We start from the raw sequence: 16,732 nt of genomic DNA, 5'->3' as shown, positions 1-16,732 counted from the left end.
GTGTATGCATAAAGAGCACTTTTAGCAATGTCTGACAAATAAAAATAGACTTATTTAATTTAAAGCAGCGCACTTTAAGTTATATACGCTAACTAATGTGCCATTTTAATAAAAATGTCATACTCCCTTGTGACAATTTAATGAATTTTACAAAGGATATGAGCGCAATGTTAATTGCTATTTTTAGACAGTTTTTTTTACTGGGGTGCATGAGCTTTGGTGGCCCAGCTGCGCATTTAGGCTATTTTAAGCGCCACTTTGTAGACTCGTTAAATTGGTTAACTAACACGCGTTACGCACAACTTATTAGCTTAAGCCAAGCATTACCAGGGCCAGGCTCTAGCCAAGTTAGTTTTGCGATTGGTGTTGAGCGGGCTGGGGTACTTGGTGGTATAGCTGCTTTTTTAGGCTTTACTCTGCCTTCGTTTTTAATAATGGTGCTGCTTGCGGTTAGTGCCCATCAGTTTGATGCTGTTTACTTTGCTATTATTGCAGGCTTAAAGTTATTTGCCGTTGTTATAGTCGCTGATGCAACACTTAGTATGGCTAAAAGCTTTTGTACAAGTGCTGCGCTTAAGTTACTTGCGGTAATGAGTACACTTGCTTTGGTGTTATTTCCAATGATGGGAACTCAAATAGCAATTTTAATCACCGCTGCCACAATAGGTGCTATATGGCCTTTATTAAAACTTGGCACAGTAGCAAAAGATGCTAGCAGTACAAAAAGTAATATTAATTGGATTGCACTGGGGTTATTTGCGCTCTTACTTGGTGTTAGCTTTATTCCACTAGGGCATGAGTTTGCTTTGTTTACCCCTTTTTACCAAGCGGGTGCAATGGTGTTTGGCGGCGGACATGTAGTACTGCCGGTACTTCAAGCTGGCGTACCAGCATTGAGTGGTGATCAGTTTTTAAGTGCTTACGCGAGCGCGCAGGCAGTGCCCGGGCCTATGTTTACTATTGCTACTTACTTAGGCGCACAACTTACTACTGAGCAACCTTTAGTGGGTGCCCTTATAGCTACACTGCTTATATTTATGCCTGGTTTTTTACTTATACTGGCGTTTCAGAAGAGTTGGATTAGTTTGGCAAGTAAGCCACGTTTTGCAAGCTCAATAGCGGCGCTTAATGCCGCGGTAGTCGGTTTTTTAGCGGCTGCACTGTATTCGCCAATTTGGACATCGGCTGTGCATAACTTTTGGCAGGTTGCGTTAGTAATAATTACATTTGCATGGCTGCGATTTAAAAAGCCACCTATTTGGTGGCTCCTAGCTTTATTTATTGCTGTGGGTCTTTTACAACACTATTTGCCATCACTCTAAATGTTGGCTTATCTGTTTGTTGCTCGTTAGGTGGGCTTAATTGTCCACTTACACTTTGATACGCTCTAAGCCCAAACACGGGTAATACCGCAAGTAAATGATCCATTATTTCGGCTTGTAAATGCTCGTACGAAATCCAGCGTTTGTCTTCACTAAAGCAATAAAACTCAATAGGTAAACCATGGTTTAGTGGTTGCAGCTCCCGTACCATTAACGTAAGCGACGTATTAATTTTACTGTGCTGTTTTAAATAGCCTTCAGCATAGCGACGAAACAGCCCTAAATTAGAAACTTGCGCAGGTAGTGTCGTTACTCGGATATAGTCATGTAGCGGAATAGCCGCATCAATTTGCTTTCTAAACTCATCACTTACTAAACAAATACTGTGCATATCTATATTAAGTGAACGTTTAATACGCCTACCGCCCGACTCTTGCATCCCGCGCCAGTTTTTAAACGAGCCCGCCACCAACATATAAGTTGGAATAGTTGTGATGGTATTATCCCAGTTACGTACTTTTACTGTGTTTAAACCCAAATCAATCACTTCGCCATCGGCGCCATAATTTTCTACTTGGATCCAATCACCATACGTTACTAAACGATTTGCAGCTATTTGAATGCTCGCTACAAAGCCTAATATGGTGTCTTTAAATACTAATAACGTAACAGCAGCAATAGCACCAAAACCAGAGAGAATATAAGTGGGGGATTTTTCCAGCACTATGCTCACAATTAAAATGCCACATACAATAAAGGTAACCAGTTTAACAACCTGAATTAAGCCCTGAATGGGGACTTCACGAGCAAATTCAAGTTGGTTATAAATAGCGCCAGCAATACTCACTATGCTGCTTATAATAAAGCCGACGTAGATAATTAATAAGGCCTGCCCCACCGTTTTTAATATTTCGGCGGCCAATTCGTTAACCGGATAAACACTGTCGAAGGTCGCTAAAAATAAAACACAACAAAGCAACCCTGCAATACGTTTGTTGAGCTTGGTTAACATTGGAGAAAGTGCACCAATCCGCTCGGGAGAAAGCTTAGTTACTATTTTTTGAATGCCTGGCAACATTAAACGACGCGTAAATAAATACAGTACTAATAGAGAACATACGCCAATCGCAGTAGCTGTAATTGAGCTCAGGAAATCTGCATCGGGTACTTTTTCAAACCAAGGAGCAATTAACTCCTGCAGGTGTGTGTTGGTCATAGTGTTTCAATTTCCTTACTGATTTTTGGCTCTGGTAAGTCTTGTTGCGCATAGATATCGGCAAGTTGCTGATCTTTAGTAACCCATAATTCATTCACATAATGTTGAAAATTGGCTTTAAATACGTCATCACTTTGATAACTGCCCTGCATTTTCTCATCAATAGGGATAACCTCAATCGACACATAAATAGAATCCAATTCACCTTTTAACAAGTTACGGCAAACGTGATCTGTTTTACCGCTGTAAACTAAACTTGTATTGAGCATGGCATCAAATTGATCGGCTAACACTTCAAGCGCAAAAGCAATACCGCCAGCTTTAGGCTTTAGCAAATGTTTAAAGGGACTTTGTTGCAAGCTATGCTTAGCTGGCGTGTAGCGTGTACCCTCTACAAAATTAATGATAGTTGTTGGGTGATGACGAAAGTTACGACAGCTATGCTTGGTACGCTCTACATCCAGCCCTTTGAGCTTAGGGTTTTTAGCAAGTTGTGCTTTGCTTACCCGCTTCATAAACGGCATACCCATAGCCCACGCACCAGTGCCTATAAAGGGCACGTATTTGAGTTCATCTTTTAAAAAAAACTTAGGAGCTGGCAATGCATGTAATGAGCTAAGTACGGTTATATCTAACCAGCTTGCGTGATTACAAATCAGTAAATACCAGCTTTTTGAGTTTAAATCGCCACTAATATCAACCACAATATTCGGACAACCTAACCAAAGCCCTAAACGATTGCCGTTACACCAACCACGATAAGCGCTATGCAATATAGAATTAACAATAGATAAAGGAAGCAATAATTTAATAAGGCCCAGCATTAATACCAGCGAGCCAAAAAGTATGACATTAGAAAACAATACACAGCCTACAATTAAGCCGTTAAGCCAGTTTGGTAACCATTTTTTTAGCATAACCGTAAGCTCATATTTTTACCTTTTATTTAGGGATGTTTTCAAGCGATTGTAATGTTTGCTCTTTGTCTTCCCATAAACGATTTAACTCACTTTGAAAGCGAATTCTAAATTCAGAATCACCGGTGTAGTCACCAATAAGCTCTTCGCTTACCGGCCTTACTTCCACGTGTACGTTGATATTTTTTACCTTACCACCAGCAAAATCCATAAAAGTAGGGATGCCATCGGGGTAATGAATTGTGACGTTAACCACTTTAGTAATTTGCTCGCCCATTGCTTGCATTACAAAAGCAATACCGCCCGCTTTTGGTTTTAATAAATGTGGGAACGGGCTATTTTGGCGCGCATGCTTTTGCGTAGTAAAACGAGTGCCTTCAACAAAATTAACCACACTTACTGGCATCTCTTTGAATTTTTCGCAGGCTTTACGCGTAGTTTCTAAATCTTTACCACGCAGCTTTGGATTCTTTTTTAATTGGCTTTTACTCGTGCGCGTCATAAACGGGAAATCAAGCGCCCACCAACACAAGCCTAAAATGGGCACATAAATAAGCTCCTTTTTTAAAAAGAAGTTTAAAAATGGAATTTTACGATTAAACACGCGCTGTAATACTAAAATATCGACCCAGCTTTGGTGATTTGCTATTACTAGGTACCAATCTTTTAGTTTTAGGTCTTCAAGGCCAGTTACGTTAAGTTTTGTTGGCGTAAATAACATTTGATTTAAGCTATTAAAAGTGACCCAAATAGTTGCACATTGTTTAGCAACCCAGCTCATTAATTTTTGCAGTGGCTTAATAGGGATAAGCTTTATAAGCCCACAAATAAAAATAGGCACAAACCAAAAGAGTGTGTTTATTGCGTACAAAATAATACTAAGTACACCGCGAATAACTGACATTACTTCTACTTCCTTTAAACATGGCGCAGCAACTAATACTGCGCTTTCAGTTGCTTACAAATTAATCTTCAAAATAGGTATAACCTTCAAGGCCTGCATTAAGCTCAGCTAAATAACCTTGTTTACACTGCGTCGATACATCAAGTTTATTAACTTGGTACGCAAAGTTGTCAGCTAAAATAGCGCTATCATAGTCAACAAACTTTAATACATCCTTAACGCTATCACCTTTTATGGCATTGGTTAACACATAACCTTCGTCGTTAAGTTCTACGTGCACCGAATCGGTATCACCAAATAGGTTATGTAAATCACCTAAAATCTCTTGATATGCGCCCACCATAAACATCGCAATATGGTATTGCTCGCCATGTTTATATTCTGGAATGGGTAAGCTAGTTTCGATACCAGCACCTTCAACGTATTCACGGATTTGCCCATCAGAGTCACAGGTAATATCTTGAATAATCGCGCGCTGAGTCAATGGTTGAGTTAAGTTCTCGATTGGCATCACCGGAAACAACTGCTGAATACCCCATACATCAGGCAATGACTGAAATAATGAAAAGTTAACAAAGAGTTTATCTGCAAGCTTTTCGTTTAAATCGTCGAGCACTTCACGGTGTGCGCGCGCATTGTTACTAAGCGATGCACGTACACGGTGTAAAATAGTAAAATAAAGCTGCTCTATTTTTGCCCACTCTAACATGCTTACTAAGCCATGCACGTACTGATCGTGCGCTTCGCTAAATAAGTGCATCGCGTCGTGATAAATCTCAAGTGCCATACGCGGGTTTAAACGCTGTAAACACTGCCACATTTCATCAAGCACTAATGCGCTATTTTCAAGCGGTGGCTCTGGATTTAAATGATTTGGCGCTTTTTCTACGTCAATTACATCGGTAATTAATACCGCATGGTGAGCGGTTAAAGCACGCCCAGATTCGGTGATAATAGCCGGATGCGTAAGGTTATGTTGGTCGCACACCTCTGCAAATGCATTCACTACATTACGCGCGTACTCTTCTACTGTGTAGTTCATTGAACACGCACTGCGCGAGCCAGAGCCCTCGTAATCAACGCCTAAGCCGCCGCCCACATCAACGGTATTTAACGGTACATTTAATTGTGTAAGCTCAGCAAAATGGCGTGCGCATTCACGTAAAGCACGGTGAATATCACGAATGTTGGCAATTTGAGAGCCTATATGAAAATGCACCATTTGCATTAAGTGCAGCTTATTATGCTTTTTCAGTACTTCAACAGCGCTTAATACTTGGCCTGCCGTTAAACCAAACTTGCCTTTTTCGCCACCGGTGTTTTGCCACTTGCCTTTGCCTACTGAGTTTAGGCGAATGCGAATACCAATAGCCGGTTCAATGCCTAGGTTGTCTATTTCTTCAAGTAGTGTGGTCAGTTCTGAAAGCTTTTCTACCACAATTTTTACGCTGTGGCCCATTGCTTGACCAATACACGCTAGGCGTAAAAACTCACTGTCTTTATAGCCGTTACACACTATTGTGATTGGCTCTTTTGCTACACCCAAAATAGCCATAAGTTCTGGCTTTGAGCCTGCTTCTAAGCCAACAAGTCCGCTTGGGTGCGCTAATAGTTTACTGACTACAGAACGCTGCTGATTTACTTTAATTGGATAAACACAGGTGTATTTACCGTTATATTCACGATTTGCTCGCGCTTGCGTAAACGCGTTAGTAAGTGTGTCTACACGATTTTGTAAAATATCGGTAAAGCGTACTAAAACCGGCAACGTTAACCCTTGTTGCTTAAACTGCTCAGTTAATTGCGTTAAAGAAATGGCCGGTTTTGCTTGGTCGCCATCTGGGTAAGCCACCAGTTCGCCTTGTGCGTTAATATCAAAATAACCATCACTCCAATGAGCAACGTTATAAGTGGCGCGTGCTGTTTCTAAACCCCAGGTCATGGCAACTCTTCTTTAGTCAATTAGGTATAAAGCCGCATTTTAATACGTCACTATCCACTAGGCTAACAAAAATTGAACTTTCACTCACTCCTAACTAACTTTATTCGTTAAATCAGTTAAAATGTCATTGAGCAAAACGCCAAGCACTGGCAGAATTGCCCCTTTTTCATACTCAACCTAAAAAGTGTAATAGTAACTATGGCAAATTTAGATCAAAGTAAGTGGTTTACTGAAATTAGCGACCGCGATGGCAGCGCATTTTCATTACGTATTAATAAAAAGTTAGATGAAAAACAGTCTCCTTTTCAAAAGGTAGAAATGTTTGAAACCACAGACTTTGGTAATTTAATGATCATCGACGGGTGTACTATGGTAACAACCCGCGAAAACTTCTTTTACCATGAGATGATCAGCCACCCTGCACTTTTAGCGCACCCAAACCCTAAAAACGTCGTTATTATTGGCGGCGGCGACTGCGGTACTTTACGCGAAGTATTAAAACACCCAGGCGTAGAAACTGTAACGCAAATAGACATAGACGAAGTAGTAACGCAAATGTCGTTAAAATACTTCCCAGAGCTTTGTGAATCTAACAACGACGCCCGTGCAACGGTTATGTTTGACGACGGTATTAAATACATGCGCGAAGCCGCTGGCGAATCTATCGACGTGGTTATTGTTGATGGCACCGATCCGGTGGGTCCAGGTGAGGGCTTATTTAACCATGCGTTTTACACAAGCTGTTTAGATGCACTGCGCCCAGGTGGTATTTTAGTACAACAAAGTGAATCGCCACTTATGCACATGCCATTGTTAGTTGAAATGCGCGAAGCAATGCTAAGCGTAGGCTTTAACGATTTACAAACACTGCCATTCCCACAACCAATTTACCCAAGTGGTTTATGGTCGGTAACACTTGCACGTAAATCACAAGCATTTAACGGTTTCAGAGAAGACGGCGCAGCACAAATAGCTGAGCAAAGTGAATACTACAACAGCGGTATTCACCATGGTGCACTCGCTACACCTAACTACATGAAACGCGCATTCGATAAAAAATAGTCCCATTCACTTAGATATAAATTGCATTAAAAAGGGGCCCTAATAGGCCCCTGATTGTTTTAATAGCTCACTGTTTAAACTTTAAAACGATGCACTAAACGATTTAACTCATCGGTTAATTGTTCCATTTTTTTAGATACATCTTCAGTTGTTCGTGCAAGTACAACACCTTCAACAGTTTGATCATTTAGTGATGATAGATTTTGACTTATTTCGTCGGCGACCGTAGTTTGCTCTTCTGTGGCCTGCGCTGTTTGCATTGCCATATCGTTCACTTTAGTTGACGAGCTTTGCATTGCATTAAGTACATCATTAGTTTGAGTAAATGACCCCACAGCATCATCAGCAAACTGCTTTCCTTCATCAATTGCTTTTATAGATTGCTCAACACTTGTCGCAAAGTGCTCAATCATTTGTTGAATATCGTTAGTGCTTACCTGTGTACGTGTTGCAAGCGTTCTGACTTCATCAGCAACAACAGCAAAACCTCGGCCATATTCGCCAGCACGTGCTGCTTCAATTGCCGCGTTTAATGCTAATAGATTGGTTTGCTCCGCAATAGCACGAATAACCTCTAATACTTTGGCTATGTTATCTGAACTTTGTTGTAGTTCAGTTGAGCGCGCCATCGCCTGATCCATATTTTGTGAAAGAGAAACAATACGAGCGCTCGAATTAGCAACGGCAGTTAAACCTTGTTGCGCCAAATTTAAAGAGTTATCAGCCTCACTCGAAGATTGTTGAGCAACTCCTGCAACTTCTCTACTTGCCACACTCATTTCATGTACAGCACTGACTATAGATTCAGAAGCCTGACCTAAAGCTTGGTTTACACTGTTATTTTGATTCGCAACCTTACTTAGATCTGCACCTAACGTATTTAGTTCTTTTGATTGCTCTAAAATATCGCGAACAAGCTGCTGTAAATTGTCTAAAAAGCTATTAAAACCGGTAGCAAGATCTGCAAACTCATCTTGAGATGTTACTTGTATACGCCCCGTTAAATCACCATCCCCCGATGCAATATCATTAATACGTTCTGTAACATAATTAATTTGTTGCGTTAACTGTTTAGGTATTATGTAGCTAAACCAAACGGCTATTAATAAAATAATTATAACGAAAACTAACATCATCAACTTAGTCGACTCTATTTTTTCGGATAATTTATTAATTTCTTGTTCGGAAGTTTTTTCAGCTAACTCTCCAGCGTGGTTAAGCCTTGCTCTTAAATCAGCAAATGTCTGTTCCGATTCAAACTGTTTTGCCTCACTCTTATCAGCCATATAATCGTTAGAAGCATTAAACCAAGCGTTAAAAGTAGCATCAAAACTTCTAAATTCATTTTTTATTTCAGGAAAATCAGTGAGAAGTTCCAGATATTGCTTTAATCTTTGCATTACTTGCGCAGCATTTTCTTTGTGGTCTGCCTTATATTTTTCAATATCATTAGTATGCGAAACAAGGTTTAACTCTGCGAGCTTAGCTTGATATAAGTCACGATCCGCATTTAATGCGAGTGAAGTTGCCTTAATAAATTTTTCAGATTGCATATCCAATGCATTTTTTTGTAGATTAATTAAATGAGTAAAGCCAAAAATTAACGACAATACTGCAATTCCTAAAATCACTATAGGAAAAGAAACTTTAACGCGAATACTATGCAAATTCATTTATCACTCCTGACGGGATTACACATTATAACTAAGTTTAAAAAAGGCAACACATGCATTAAATTTATAGTTTCCATTGCATATTAAGCATCACTTGCTGTTGTGAAATAGACTGTTTAAAGCCAATTTCAGCTCTATTTTCAACTACACTTTTAAGAGTAGCCCCTTCAACACCTACTTGTAACTTTTCACTCAACTGATAACGCCATGTTGCTGTTAGACCTTCACCATGGCTGCCATTAGGGTCAAATACAGTGGTATCGTTATCTGTAACTTTAAAATAATCATAACGCAACGATACTCTGTGCTTACCTTCTTTGTGACTCATCATTAAATAATGACTATAGTATGTATTGTCTATTAACGCATTATATCCCATTTCAGTTTTACCACTTAACACTTGCGCAATGAGGCGTGTTTTTTTATTTAACTTATAGAGCCATGCGGCGCTGGTAAACCGAGTATCCCACGCATATTGTCCTGAGCTAATATTAAGTTTGGTCGGATCGCCATTGTTATCATAATAATAAATTCGAAATTGTGATTGTTTTAAGTAATCCCAGTGCATACCCACATAATAACCAAAGCGACCATCCACCTCTTCAAACGGTAATACTTGGTTAGCTTGCCAACGTAATTGGGATTCATTTAATGCTGCTATAGGTGCAAACCTGACGCCTTCGTTAAATGTTGTTTGCCTGTCATGTAATGCAAAACCACGCCATGCGAGCAATGTACCTGCAGGGTCATTTCCTTTAAATGTAGCTCCTATGACACTAAAGCCATGTGCACTATTAAAACGCTTTGCAGGTCGTTTTACAGTAACCTCAACTCCGACAGTACGTAGTTCTTCACCAATCCAACTATTAATTGCTGAGTTTGTATAATTATATGGCGACGTCCAGCCAATATCTGGGTTTTCTAAAGACATTAATGGATAAAAGCCACCTACACGTACATGCCATTTATAGTTACTGTTAGATAACGGTTGGTACTTTATGTAAGCTTGCGTTAAACCTAAAGCCACATCAGGGTCTTGATTGATATTAAGTACACCATGAGCCGACCAACTAGATGCTAAATCAACATTAAAATCTATAATACCTTGTGATAAAATAAGCTCATCGCTTTTAGCATCATGCCGATACAATCCAATACCGCCCTCTTGAAAGCTAAGCGTATCATCGCCTTGCACTGCTCTAACTTGTATTAAGGCTTTTACCTGTGCACTTAACGCACCACTAAAAAATACAATACAACACAGCAGTGTCAGCTTTAGTAAGTTATTAGTAATCATCGAATTCGTCCGTGGCAAAATCAATTTGTTCGGTTATAGTTTGCTTAATGTTATAAGTAAGTGGAGCCGAATTTACAATTACCGTCTCTGATTCAACATTACTAATATCACCAAATCCTGAATGCCATACATTGAGAGTGTATTCTCCTAAAGGTGCTGCTAAATCAACCTTTCCTGTTATATCGGTAATAGCAAAAATAGTGCTATCAACCACAACGATATAACCCAGCATCCAATCATGAATATTACACCCAAGCTCTACAACACCGGTTTGCTCAAACACCAAGGGCGCTTTAGGTTGTTCTTTATATAGCTTTAATTCGAATGTTTTAGCCTTAGAAAACGAATACACATGATGCATAATAGAATCTGCATTTGGAAACTCCACTTTAGCGTTTTGCGGTACAACTAAAATGCGTGGTGTAAACTCTCTGTTTTTTTGACTCATTGCATAAGGCGCATCCGGTGCAATGATTACTTCTGAAGTGTTTTTTGCAGTTAGCCACACGACGGCATTCGCCATTGGTTCATCTTTTGTATTTTTAATTGTTATTTGAATTGCCGCTGCTTGCCAACTTAAAACCATTGATATTATAAAAATTAAATACTTAACCATCCGCTTACCATTCTTATTTTCAACTTATTTATATTATAGACCGGTTAGATTACTTGTTTCTTTCTATTTTTTATAACATTGAATACGTATGTAGAAGTTCGTATTCCTTAATAACTGCCTTTATGCTGGTTAATTCATACTGGCATACCAAGGATCTCATAATGAGAACATCAACACTTTTATTTTTAGCTTTTTCGAGCAGTTGTTTTGCTCAAACAGAGACGTTGCAATCTCCTAATGGCAATATAAAAATAACTATATCAGACGAACTAAATACTCCAACATATTCTATTGATTTTAAAAACAGACCAGTAATAACTAGCTCCGCTCTAGGGTTTGAATTTAAACAACAAGCACCTTTTAGCGAAGGTTTTAAAATAGCAAAAACCCAAAAACAAACCGTTAATACTCAATGGCAGCTGCCTTGGGGTGAGCGCCAAACAGTGACTGATAAGCATAATGAAGTTGCCGTAACATTTAATAAATCACAGCCTCAAGGTGATACTTTCACCGTAAAATTTAGAGCCTTTAATAATGGTATTGGCTTTAGGTACGAAGTGCCTGAACAAATAGGTTTCGAAAAAACAGAAATAACCAAAGAGCTTACCGAGTTTGCAATAGCCGACAGTAACAATGCAACAGCATGGTGGATACCTGCTCGCGGTTGGAATCGTTATGAGTATGTTTATAACACCACCCCGCTTAATGACGCAGCTTTAGTGCACACTCCATTTACCTTTAAAAATAAAGATGGCATACATTTAAGTATTCACGAAGCGGCACTTGTTGATTACGCCGCCATGGTGCTTAATCAGCGTCGCCCTGGTACATTTCAGGCAGATTTAACACCTTGGTCAGACGGTATTGCAGTTAAAAAACAAGGCGCATTCAATACCCCGTGGCGTACAATCCAAATGGGCGAACATGCTGTTGATTTAGTTAATTCGGATATTATTTTAAATTTAAACGAGCCAAATAAGCTCGACGATGTATCGTGGATTAAACCTGGTAAATACGTCGGTATTTGGTGGGGAATGCACATAGAAACACAAACGTGGGGGAGCGGCGAAAAACACGGAGCAACCACAAAAACAACTAAATACTATATGGATTTTGCAGCACAATACGGTTTTGATGGCGTATTAGTTGAAGGCTGGAATATTGGCTGGGATGGTGATTGGTATTTTAATGGCGATGTATTTAATTTTACAAAACCTTATGACGATTTTGATATTGCAACACTTGCACAATATGCCAAAGAGAAAGGCGTTCAGCTCATTGGTCATCACGAAACGTCAGGTAATGTGAGCAACTATCGTGATCAAATGGAAGACGCCTTTGCTCTTTACGAAAAATCAAACGTAAGCCAGGTAAAAACAGGTTACGTAGCTGATGGCGGGAATATTAAACGCATAGATGAAAACGGCATAGCTCGTCATGAATGGCACGATGGCCAGTTTATGGTTAACGAGTATCTTTACAACATAAAACTTGCCGCAAAGCATAAAATTAGTATAAATACCCACGAGCCGATTAAAGATACGGGCCTGCGCCGTACCTACCCCAATTGGATTGCGCGTGAAGGCGCACGTGGACAAGAGTTTAACGCATGGGGCTCCCCGCCTAACCCACCTGAACACATACCAATGCTTGCCTTTACCCGCATGCTTGCAGGCCCAATGGACTTTACACCTGGTATTTTTGATATGAGCTTTAATGGCTTAGGTGATGACACAAATCGCCCACAAACTACACTTGCCAAACAGCTGGCGCTTTATGTTGTTTTGTATAGCCCAATTCAAATGGCGGCCGACTTACCTAAAAATTACTTAGCGAAGCCCGACGCATTTCAATTTATCCAAGATGTTCCCACCGATTGGCAGCAAAGTATTGCCCTAGATGGCGAAGTGGGCGACTTTATTGTATTTGCCCGCAAAGAGCGTAAAAGTGGTAAATACTCAGGAAACGATTGGTACTTGGGTGCCGTTACCGATGAAAAAGCCCGTACGATTAAAGTAAAACTCGATTTTTTAGAGCAAGGCAAAAAATTTGAAGCACAAATTTATAAAGACGGTGAAAATGCCGAGTGGAAAAATAACCCATACGATTTAACTATCGAGAAACGTATTGTAACTGCAAACGATAAGCTTACTTTAAAACTAGCAACAAGTGGTGGTACAGCAATTCGCTTTAAAGCACTTTAAATAACACAAAAAATATACCGAGTAACCTGGGCTATTGGCTTTTCAAGATTGAAATTCAACCCAGGTGCTATTTAATCGCGGTGCGAAGCTTGTAACTTAAATGGCAGCGTGCACTTACTTGGTATTTATGAGGGATAACCATATACATTAGGCACAGCCTTGCCTACAAACCAAACACACACTTTTTAAATAACCCTTTGTCAGCCTCACCTATTCTTTTTTAGATATGCTATTTGCTGTAATACTCTGTAATAGATTTCTTTAGCTGCATCATCTACCTTTATCAATAATTCCACATAAAAAAATTAGTATGTGAATAACAATAATTCTAAGTTGCACCTAAAACGAAGAAAAACATAAAAAGTGGTTACTCATACAGCTTAGGCATTTAATACCTATTTCTTGCAATCTCGATTGCCAATCTCACAACATTCCGAATGCAATATTGAAAACAAATAACAACGGTAGTTTTATCCTTTTTTCGTAAAAATCACGCAGCTGAAATTAATAAAAATACAATATTTGCTCAAAACCAATTTATATCTCAATAGCTTTAAAAGGAACACTTACAATGGCTAAAAAAGAAAACCCAACAAAACCATCAGCTAACAACATACCTTGTTGGTCAGATAATGAAAGTGTTGAACAAGCCTGTAGACGTTTAACTGAGATGTTTGTTGGCCTCGGCCAAGTTCCACGTATTGATAAAGGTCAACAACCTGCGCAACGTGCCGTTTTTAGAAAGCAACATGGCATCGCATACGGTAAGTTTAAAATTAATCCAGACATAGACCCGCAATTCAAAATTGGTATTTTTTCTAAAAGTGAATATGAATGCGCCATACGTTTTTCGAGTGATACCACTCCTTCCTCCCCCGATTTACACAGCACACTTGGTTTAGCAATGAAGTTGTTTGCGGTCAATGGAGATAAATTAATTGGTGAAAGCAATACCGCTGATTTTATTTTTCAAAATATGGATCGTTTTTTCACTAAAAATGCGCAACAGATGTGCCAATTTACAACAGCTGGTGTGATTGATAAAGATTATGATGCTTACCTAAATGACCCTAAAAATAGTGACGTTGCTAACATCCTAAACGACATGCAAAAAGTTGAATCGAGCTGCTTAAGTGCCAAATATTGGGCTATTTTGCCATTCAAGCTAGGTGATCAACAAATTGTTAAATATCGCTTAGTTCCTGAAGAGAGTGAAGTCGGCGCGCCATGCGTTGATAACAATTACCTTGCTTTAGATTTACAGCGACGATTACGAGAAGGGAGTGCTAAATTTCGATTTGAGGTACAACTACGTACAAGTCCAGAAACAATGCCACTCGATGACGCTCAAGCAGTATGGAGCACTCAACAAAGTCCTTATGTGTGTATTGCTCGTCTACATCTAGCACAACAAAATATTACAGCAATTGGCCAAGCCGAACTTGGTAGTAACTTGGCATTTAATATTTGGCGTACTTTAGCCGCCCATGAACCACTTGGCAGTATCGCACTTGCACGAAAGTCAGCCTATGCAGCCAGCGCAAAAGCACGTCACACAGCTAACGGACAACAGCTACAAGAGCCTACTAAATTAACTAACTTCAATCCAGAACAAGCACAAGAAGCGGATTCTGAATGTATTGTTTATGCCGGAATTTACCCTCCTATTGGCTTAATGCGCGTTGGCAACAGCAAGGACGATTATTTTATTGGTCCGCAGCAACCTCAACCAGTTCCCAATAGTGACGAATATGCGTATCGCGATAAAAGTGGTGCACTCAAACGCCAAGCTGCAGAGTTTAGAATTTATGGTTTTAACGCTGCAGGTAAGGCTATAAAAGAGCTTACACTAGATAATGCAGATATCACATGGCACGCCCAACTCGCCAATCAAAAATCATCTTGGTACGAGTTTCAAATTGCTTTAGATATTCCTGAAGCCGCAGACGCTCCACCTTCGCTACTGCGTAATAATAATGTAGCAGACCGAGATAAACTTCATATTAATGGTGGTCAGCGCAAGCTAAGTGGTAAAAACGTAAATAGCAAAAACGAACATAACTTTATTGGCAAGTTTATGGACGAAGATGTCTACTTAGGCGAGATGCGTAGCGATAACCACGGTCGATTAATAATGTTAGGAGGACATGGTGTTGCCCGTAATTTAAAAGGCGATATTGCGGTAACTTTCGCCAACAACGAAGGTTGGTATGACGATATATCCGATGGCCCAATTACTGCCGAGGTTGTTTATAATGGTGTTGCATTAAGAGTTGAACCAGCTTGGGTCATTTGTGCGCCGCCTGATTATGCGCCTATGCAAAAATCAGTTCGTACTATGTGGGATTTAATGCGCGATGTTGCTGTTAATAGTAGCATGCTAGCACGGCCACAACGCCCATCTTTCACAGAGGATATTCAACCTCTATTTTCTAGGATGACCAATTTACAGTGGGTTAATAGCGGCTTTGCTGGTGCATTCGGCTGGGGTGGTCAATTTGATTATACAACCCCAGAATGGTTGGCAAAACTTAGTGACCCATCACCTGCATATCAAGAGCTCCGCCGGACTTTATCTAATAACTTTCGTCGAACTGATGTATCAGGTGCACAAGCACCTCAACTATGGCCTTGGTTATATGGTGACGCAATTAGCATCCCTCCAACAGGCTCAGTACGCCAGCATGCGACTTTGTCTAATTTACAATTGTCGTTTTTAGACCAGTGGGTAAAAGGTGATTTCATTAATGATTACAAACCACAATCACGCTGCCCTGTGCCAACTCAGCCACCAACTATTGATGACTACCCTGTTGCCGAACAGCCTGAACAGCTAACGCGTGGTGCAATGGAGTTTTGCCTTGCTGATGCATTTCATCCAGGCTGTGAGATGACTTGGCCAATGCGAACGGCCGGAATGTATATGTCTCCATTTCGACTAAAACATGCATTACCTGATACACAAAGTGATCATTGTTATTATGGGCCTATTATGAATCATGATATTTATACTTTAGCAAAAGGCCCTTTGTTTGGTGGCCAAGTAGCAGGAGGGATCACACGTTGGATGGCTATTCCATGGCAAACTGACACGGCCAGTTGTCGCGATGGCTATAGCTCTGAGTATGACCCATTTTTACCCACATTTTGGCCAGCTCGTGTTCCCAATCAAATAATGAATCAACGACGCTATCAACAGGTTCTTGATACATCATTATCTGATAGTACCCGCCAGCAAGCGTTTGCATATAGAACAGATTGGCTTGATGACTTGCCCCTACATGGTAACCCTGCAACCTATACCAACCAAATAAATAGTATGGTTGAGCACTTTGCAGAACTTGCTATTGTACAAACACATACTGGTGCTATTAACGACGAACAATTCCCCAACACTATGCAGGTAGGCATGCTACCTCATAATAAAGCAGGCGAAGGTTTAGTTAACTTAGCCAGTAAAGCAATACAACATAGTAACGTTACTCTCTCTGTAGATTTGACTCATAATCGAAGCAAAGTAGATTTAGGCGTGACCGAAAAAGCCAACCGTTTTCATCGCATCAAAGGACGTTGAAATCG

General features: G+C 40.0%; 11 protein-coding genes. 4 read left to right on the top strand and 7 right to left on the bottom strand.

Annotation, left to right across the window (positions count from 1 at the left end):
* Positions 1-167 precede the first annotated feature (167 nt).
* A complete protein-coding gene (gene chrA / locus AC0VZ4_RS01065; RefSeq protein WP_475441596.1) occupies positions 168-1,322 on the top strand; it encodes a chromate efflux transporter in 1,155 nt (384 codons plus the stop codon).
* Here the strand turns inward: chrA and AC0VZ4_RS01060 are convergent.
* The 4 genes from AC0VZ4_RS01060 to speA all read right to left on the bottom strand — a co-directional run bounded on the left by AC0VZ4_RS01060 (position 1,279) and on the right by speA (position 6,301).
* Entirely contained in the window at positions 1,279-2,538 is a 1,260-nt protein-coding gene (locus AC0VZ4_RS01060) for a mechanosensitive ion channel family protein (RefSeq protein WP_475440668.1), read from the bottom strand. The two genes, chrA and AC0VZ4_RS01060, sit on opposite strands and share 44 nt — an antisense overlap.
* Complete coding sequence (locus AC0VZ4_RS01055) at positions 2,535-3,455, bottom strand: acetyltransferase (protein ID WP_182701648.1); 921 nt, start codon at positions 3,453-3,455, stop codon at positions 2,535-2,537. The genes AC0VZ4_RS01060 and AC0VZ4_RS01055 overlap by 4 nt, the downstream gene beginning before the upstream one ends.
* Before the next feature lie 25 nt (positions 3,456-3,480).
* Complete coding sequence (locus AC0VZ4_RS01050) at positions 3,481-4,359, bottom strand: acyltransferase (protein WP_475440667.1); 879 nt, start codon at positions 4,357-4,359, stop codon at positions 3,481-3,483.
* A 61-nt stretch (positions 4,360-4,420) separates the two neighbouring features.
* Positions 4,421-6,301, bottom strand: coding sequence for a biosynthetic arginine decarboxylase (gene speA, locus AC0VZ4_RS01045; protein WP_306724711.1), 1,881 nt, complete (start codon positions 6,299-6,301; stop codon positions 4,421-4,423).
* A gap of 198 nt (positions 6,302-6,499) precedes the next feature.
* Here speA and speE point away from each other — a divergent pair, with 198 nt between their 5' ends.
* Positions 6,500-7,363, top strand: a complete 864-nt coding sequence (gene speE / locus AC0VZ4_RS01040) for a polyamine aminopropyltransferase (protein WP_149594691.1) — start codon at positions 6,500-6,502, stop codon at positions 7,361-7,363.
* A 74-nt stretch (positions 7,364-7,437) separates the two neighbouring features.
* Here the strand turns inward: speE and AC0VZ4_RS01035 are convergent, their stop codons facing one another.
* From AC0VZ4_RS01035 to AC0VZ4_RS01025, 3 genes are all read right to left on the bottom strand, one after another.
* Complete coding sequence (locus AC0VZ4_RS01035; RefSeq protein WP_475440666.1) at positions 7,438-9,036, bottom strand: methyl-accepting chemotaxis protein; 1,599 nt, start codon at positions 9,034-9,036, stop codon at positions 7,438-7,440.
* Between the two features lie 64 nt (positions 9,037-9,100).
* Complete coding sequence (locus AC0VZ4_RS01030; RefSeq protein WP_475440665.1) at positions 9,101-10,333, bottom strand: hypothetical protein; 1,233 nt, start codon at positions 10,331-10,333, stop codon at positions 9,101-9,103.
* On the bottom strand, positions 10,323-10,949 hold the full coding sequence (locus tag AC0VZ4_RS01025) for a methylamine utilization protein (RefSeq protein WP_475440664.1): 627 nt from the start codon (positions 10,947-10,949) through the stop codon (positions 10,323-10,325). Before AC0VZ4_RS01025 ends, AC0VZ4_RS01030 begins: the two co-directional genes overlap by 11 nt.
* Before the next feature lie 161 nt (positions 10,950-11,110).
* Between AC0VZ4_RS01025 and AC0VZ4_RS01020 the strand changes: the two genes are divergently transcribed.
* Both AC0VZ4_RS01020 and AC0VZ4_RS01015 read left to right on the top strand, forming a co-directional pair.
* Positions 11,111-13,153, top strand: coding sequence for a glycoside hydrolase family 97 protein (locus AC0VZ4_RS01020; protein WP_475440663.1), 2,043 nt, complete (start codon positions 11,111-11,113; stop codon positions 13,151-13,153).
* A gap of 571 nt (positions 13,154-13,724) precedes the next feature.
* Positions 13,725-16,727 (top strand): LodA/GoxA family CTQ-dependent oxidase, encoded by a 3,003-nt coding sequence (locus AC0VZ4_RS01015; protein WP_475440662.1) that lies wholly within the window; start codon positions 13,725-13,727, stop codon positions 16,725-16,727.
* Positions 16,728-16,732: the final 5 nt, after the last annotated feature.

The sequence above is a fragment of the Pseudoalteromonas sp. QJM3NY_22 genome, from assembly GCF_056173065.1.
Note: the sequence above shows the minus strand (reverse complement) of the source record. Positions and strands in the feature narration are given on the sequence as shown.

Bases quoted from the DNA above. Each gene is read 5' to 3' on its own strand.
- chrA (WP_475441596.1), top strand. From the start codon at position 168: ATGTTAATTGCTATTTTTAGACAGTTTTTTTTACTGGGGTGCATGAGC.
- AC0VZ4_RS01060 (WP_475440668.1), bottom strand. From the start codon at position 2,538: ATGACCAACACACACCTGCAGGAGTTAATTGCTCCTTGGTTTGAAAAA.
- AC0VZ4_RS01055 (WP_182701648.1), bottom strand. From the start codon at position 3,455: ATGCTAAAAAAATGGTTACCAAACTGGCTTAACGGCTTAATTGTAGGC.
- AC0VZ4_RS01050 (WP_475440667.1), bottom strand. From the start codon at position 4,359: ATGTCAGTTATTCGCGGTGTACTTAGTATTATTTTGTACGCAATAAAC.
- speA (WP_306724711.1), bottom strand. From the start codon at position 6,301: ATGACCTGGGGTTTAGAAACAGCACGCGCCACTTATAACGTTGCTCAT.
- speE (WP_149594691.1), top strand. From the start codon at position 6,500: ATGGCAAATTTAGATCAAAGTAAGTGGTTTACTGAAATTAGCGACCGC.
- AC0VZ4_RS01035 (WP_475440666.1), bottom strand. From the start codon at position 9,036: ATGAATTTGCATAGTATTCGCGTTAAAGTTTCTTTTCCTATAGTGATT.
- AC0VZ4_RS01030 (WP_475440665.1), bottom strand. From the start codon at position 10,333: ATGATTACTAATAACTTACTAAAGCTGACACTGCTGTGTTGTATTGTA.
- AC0VZ4_RS01025 (WP_475440664.1), bottom strand. From the start codon at position 10,949: ATGGTTAAGTATTTAATTTTTATAATATCAATGGTTTTAAGTTGGCAA.
- AC0VZ4_RS01020 (WP_475440663.1), top strand. From the start codon at position 11,111: ATGAGAACATCAACACTTTTATTTTTAGCTTTTTCGAGCAGTTGTTTT.
- AC0VZ4_RS01015 (WP_475440662.1), top strand. From the start codon at position 13,725: ATGGCTAAAAAAGAAAACCCAACAAAACCATCAGCTAACAACATACCT.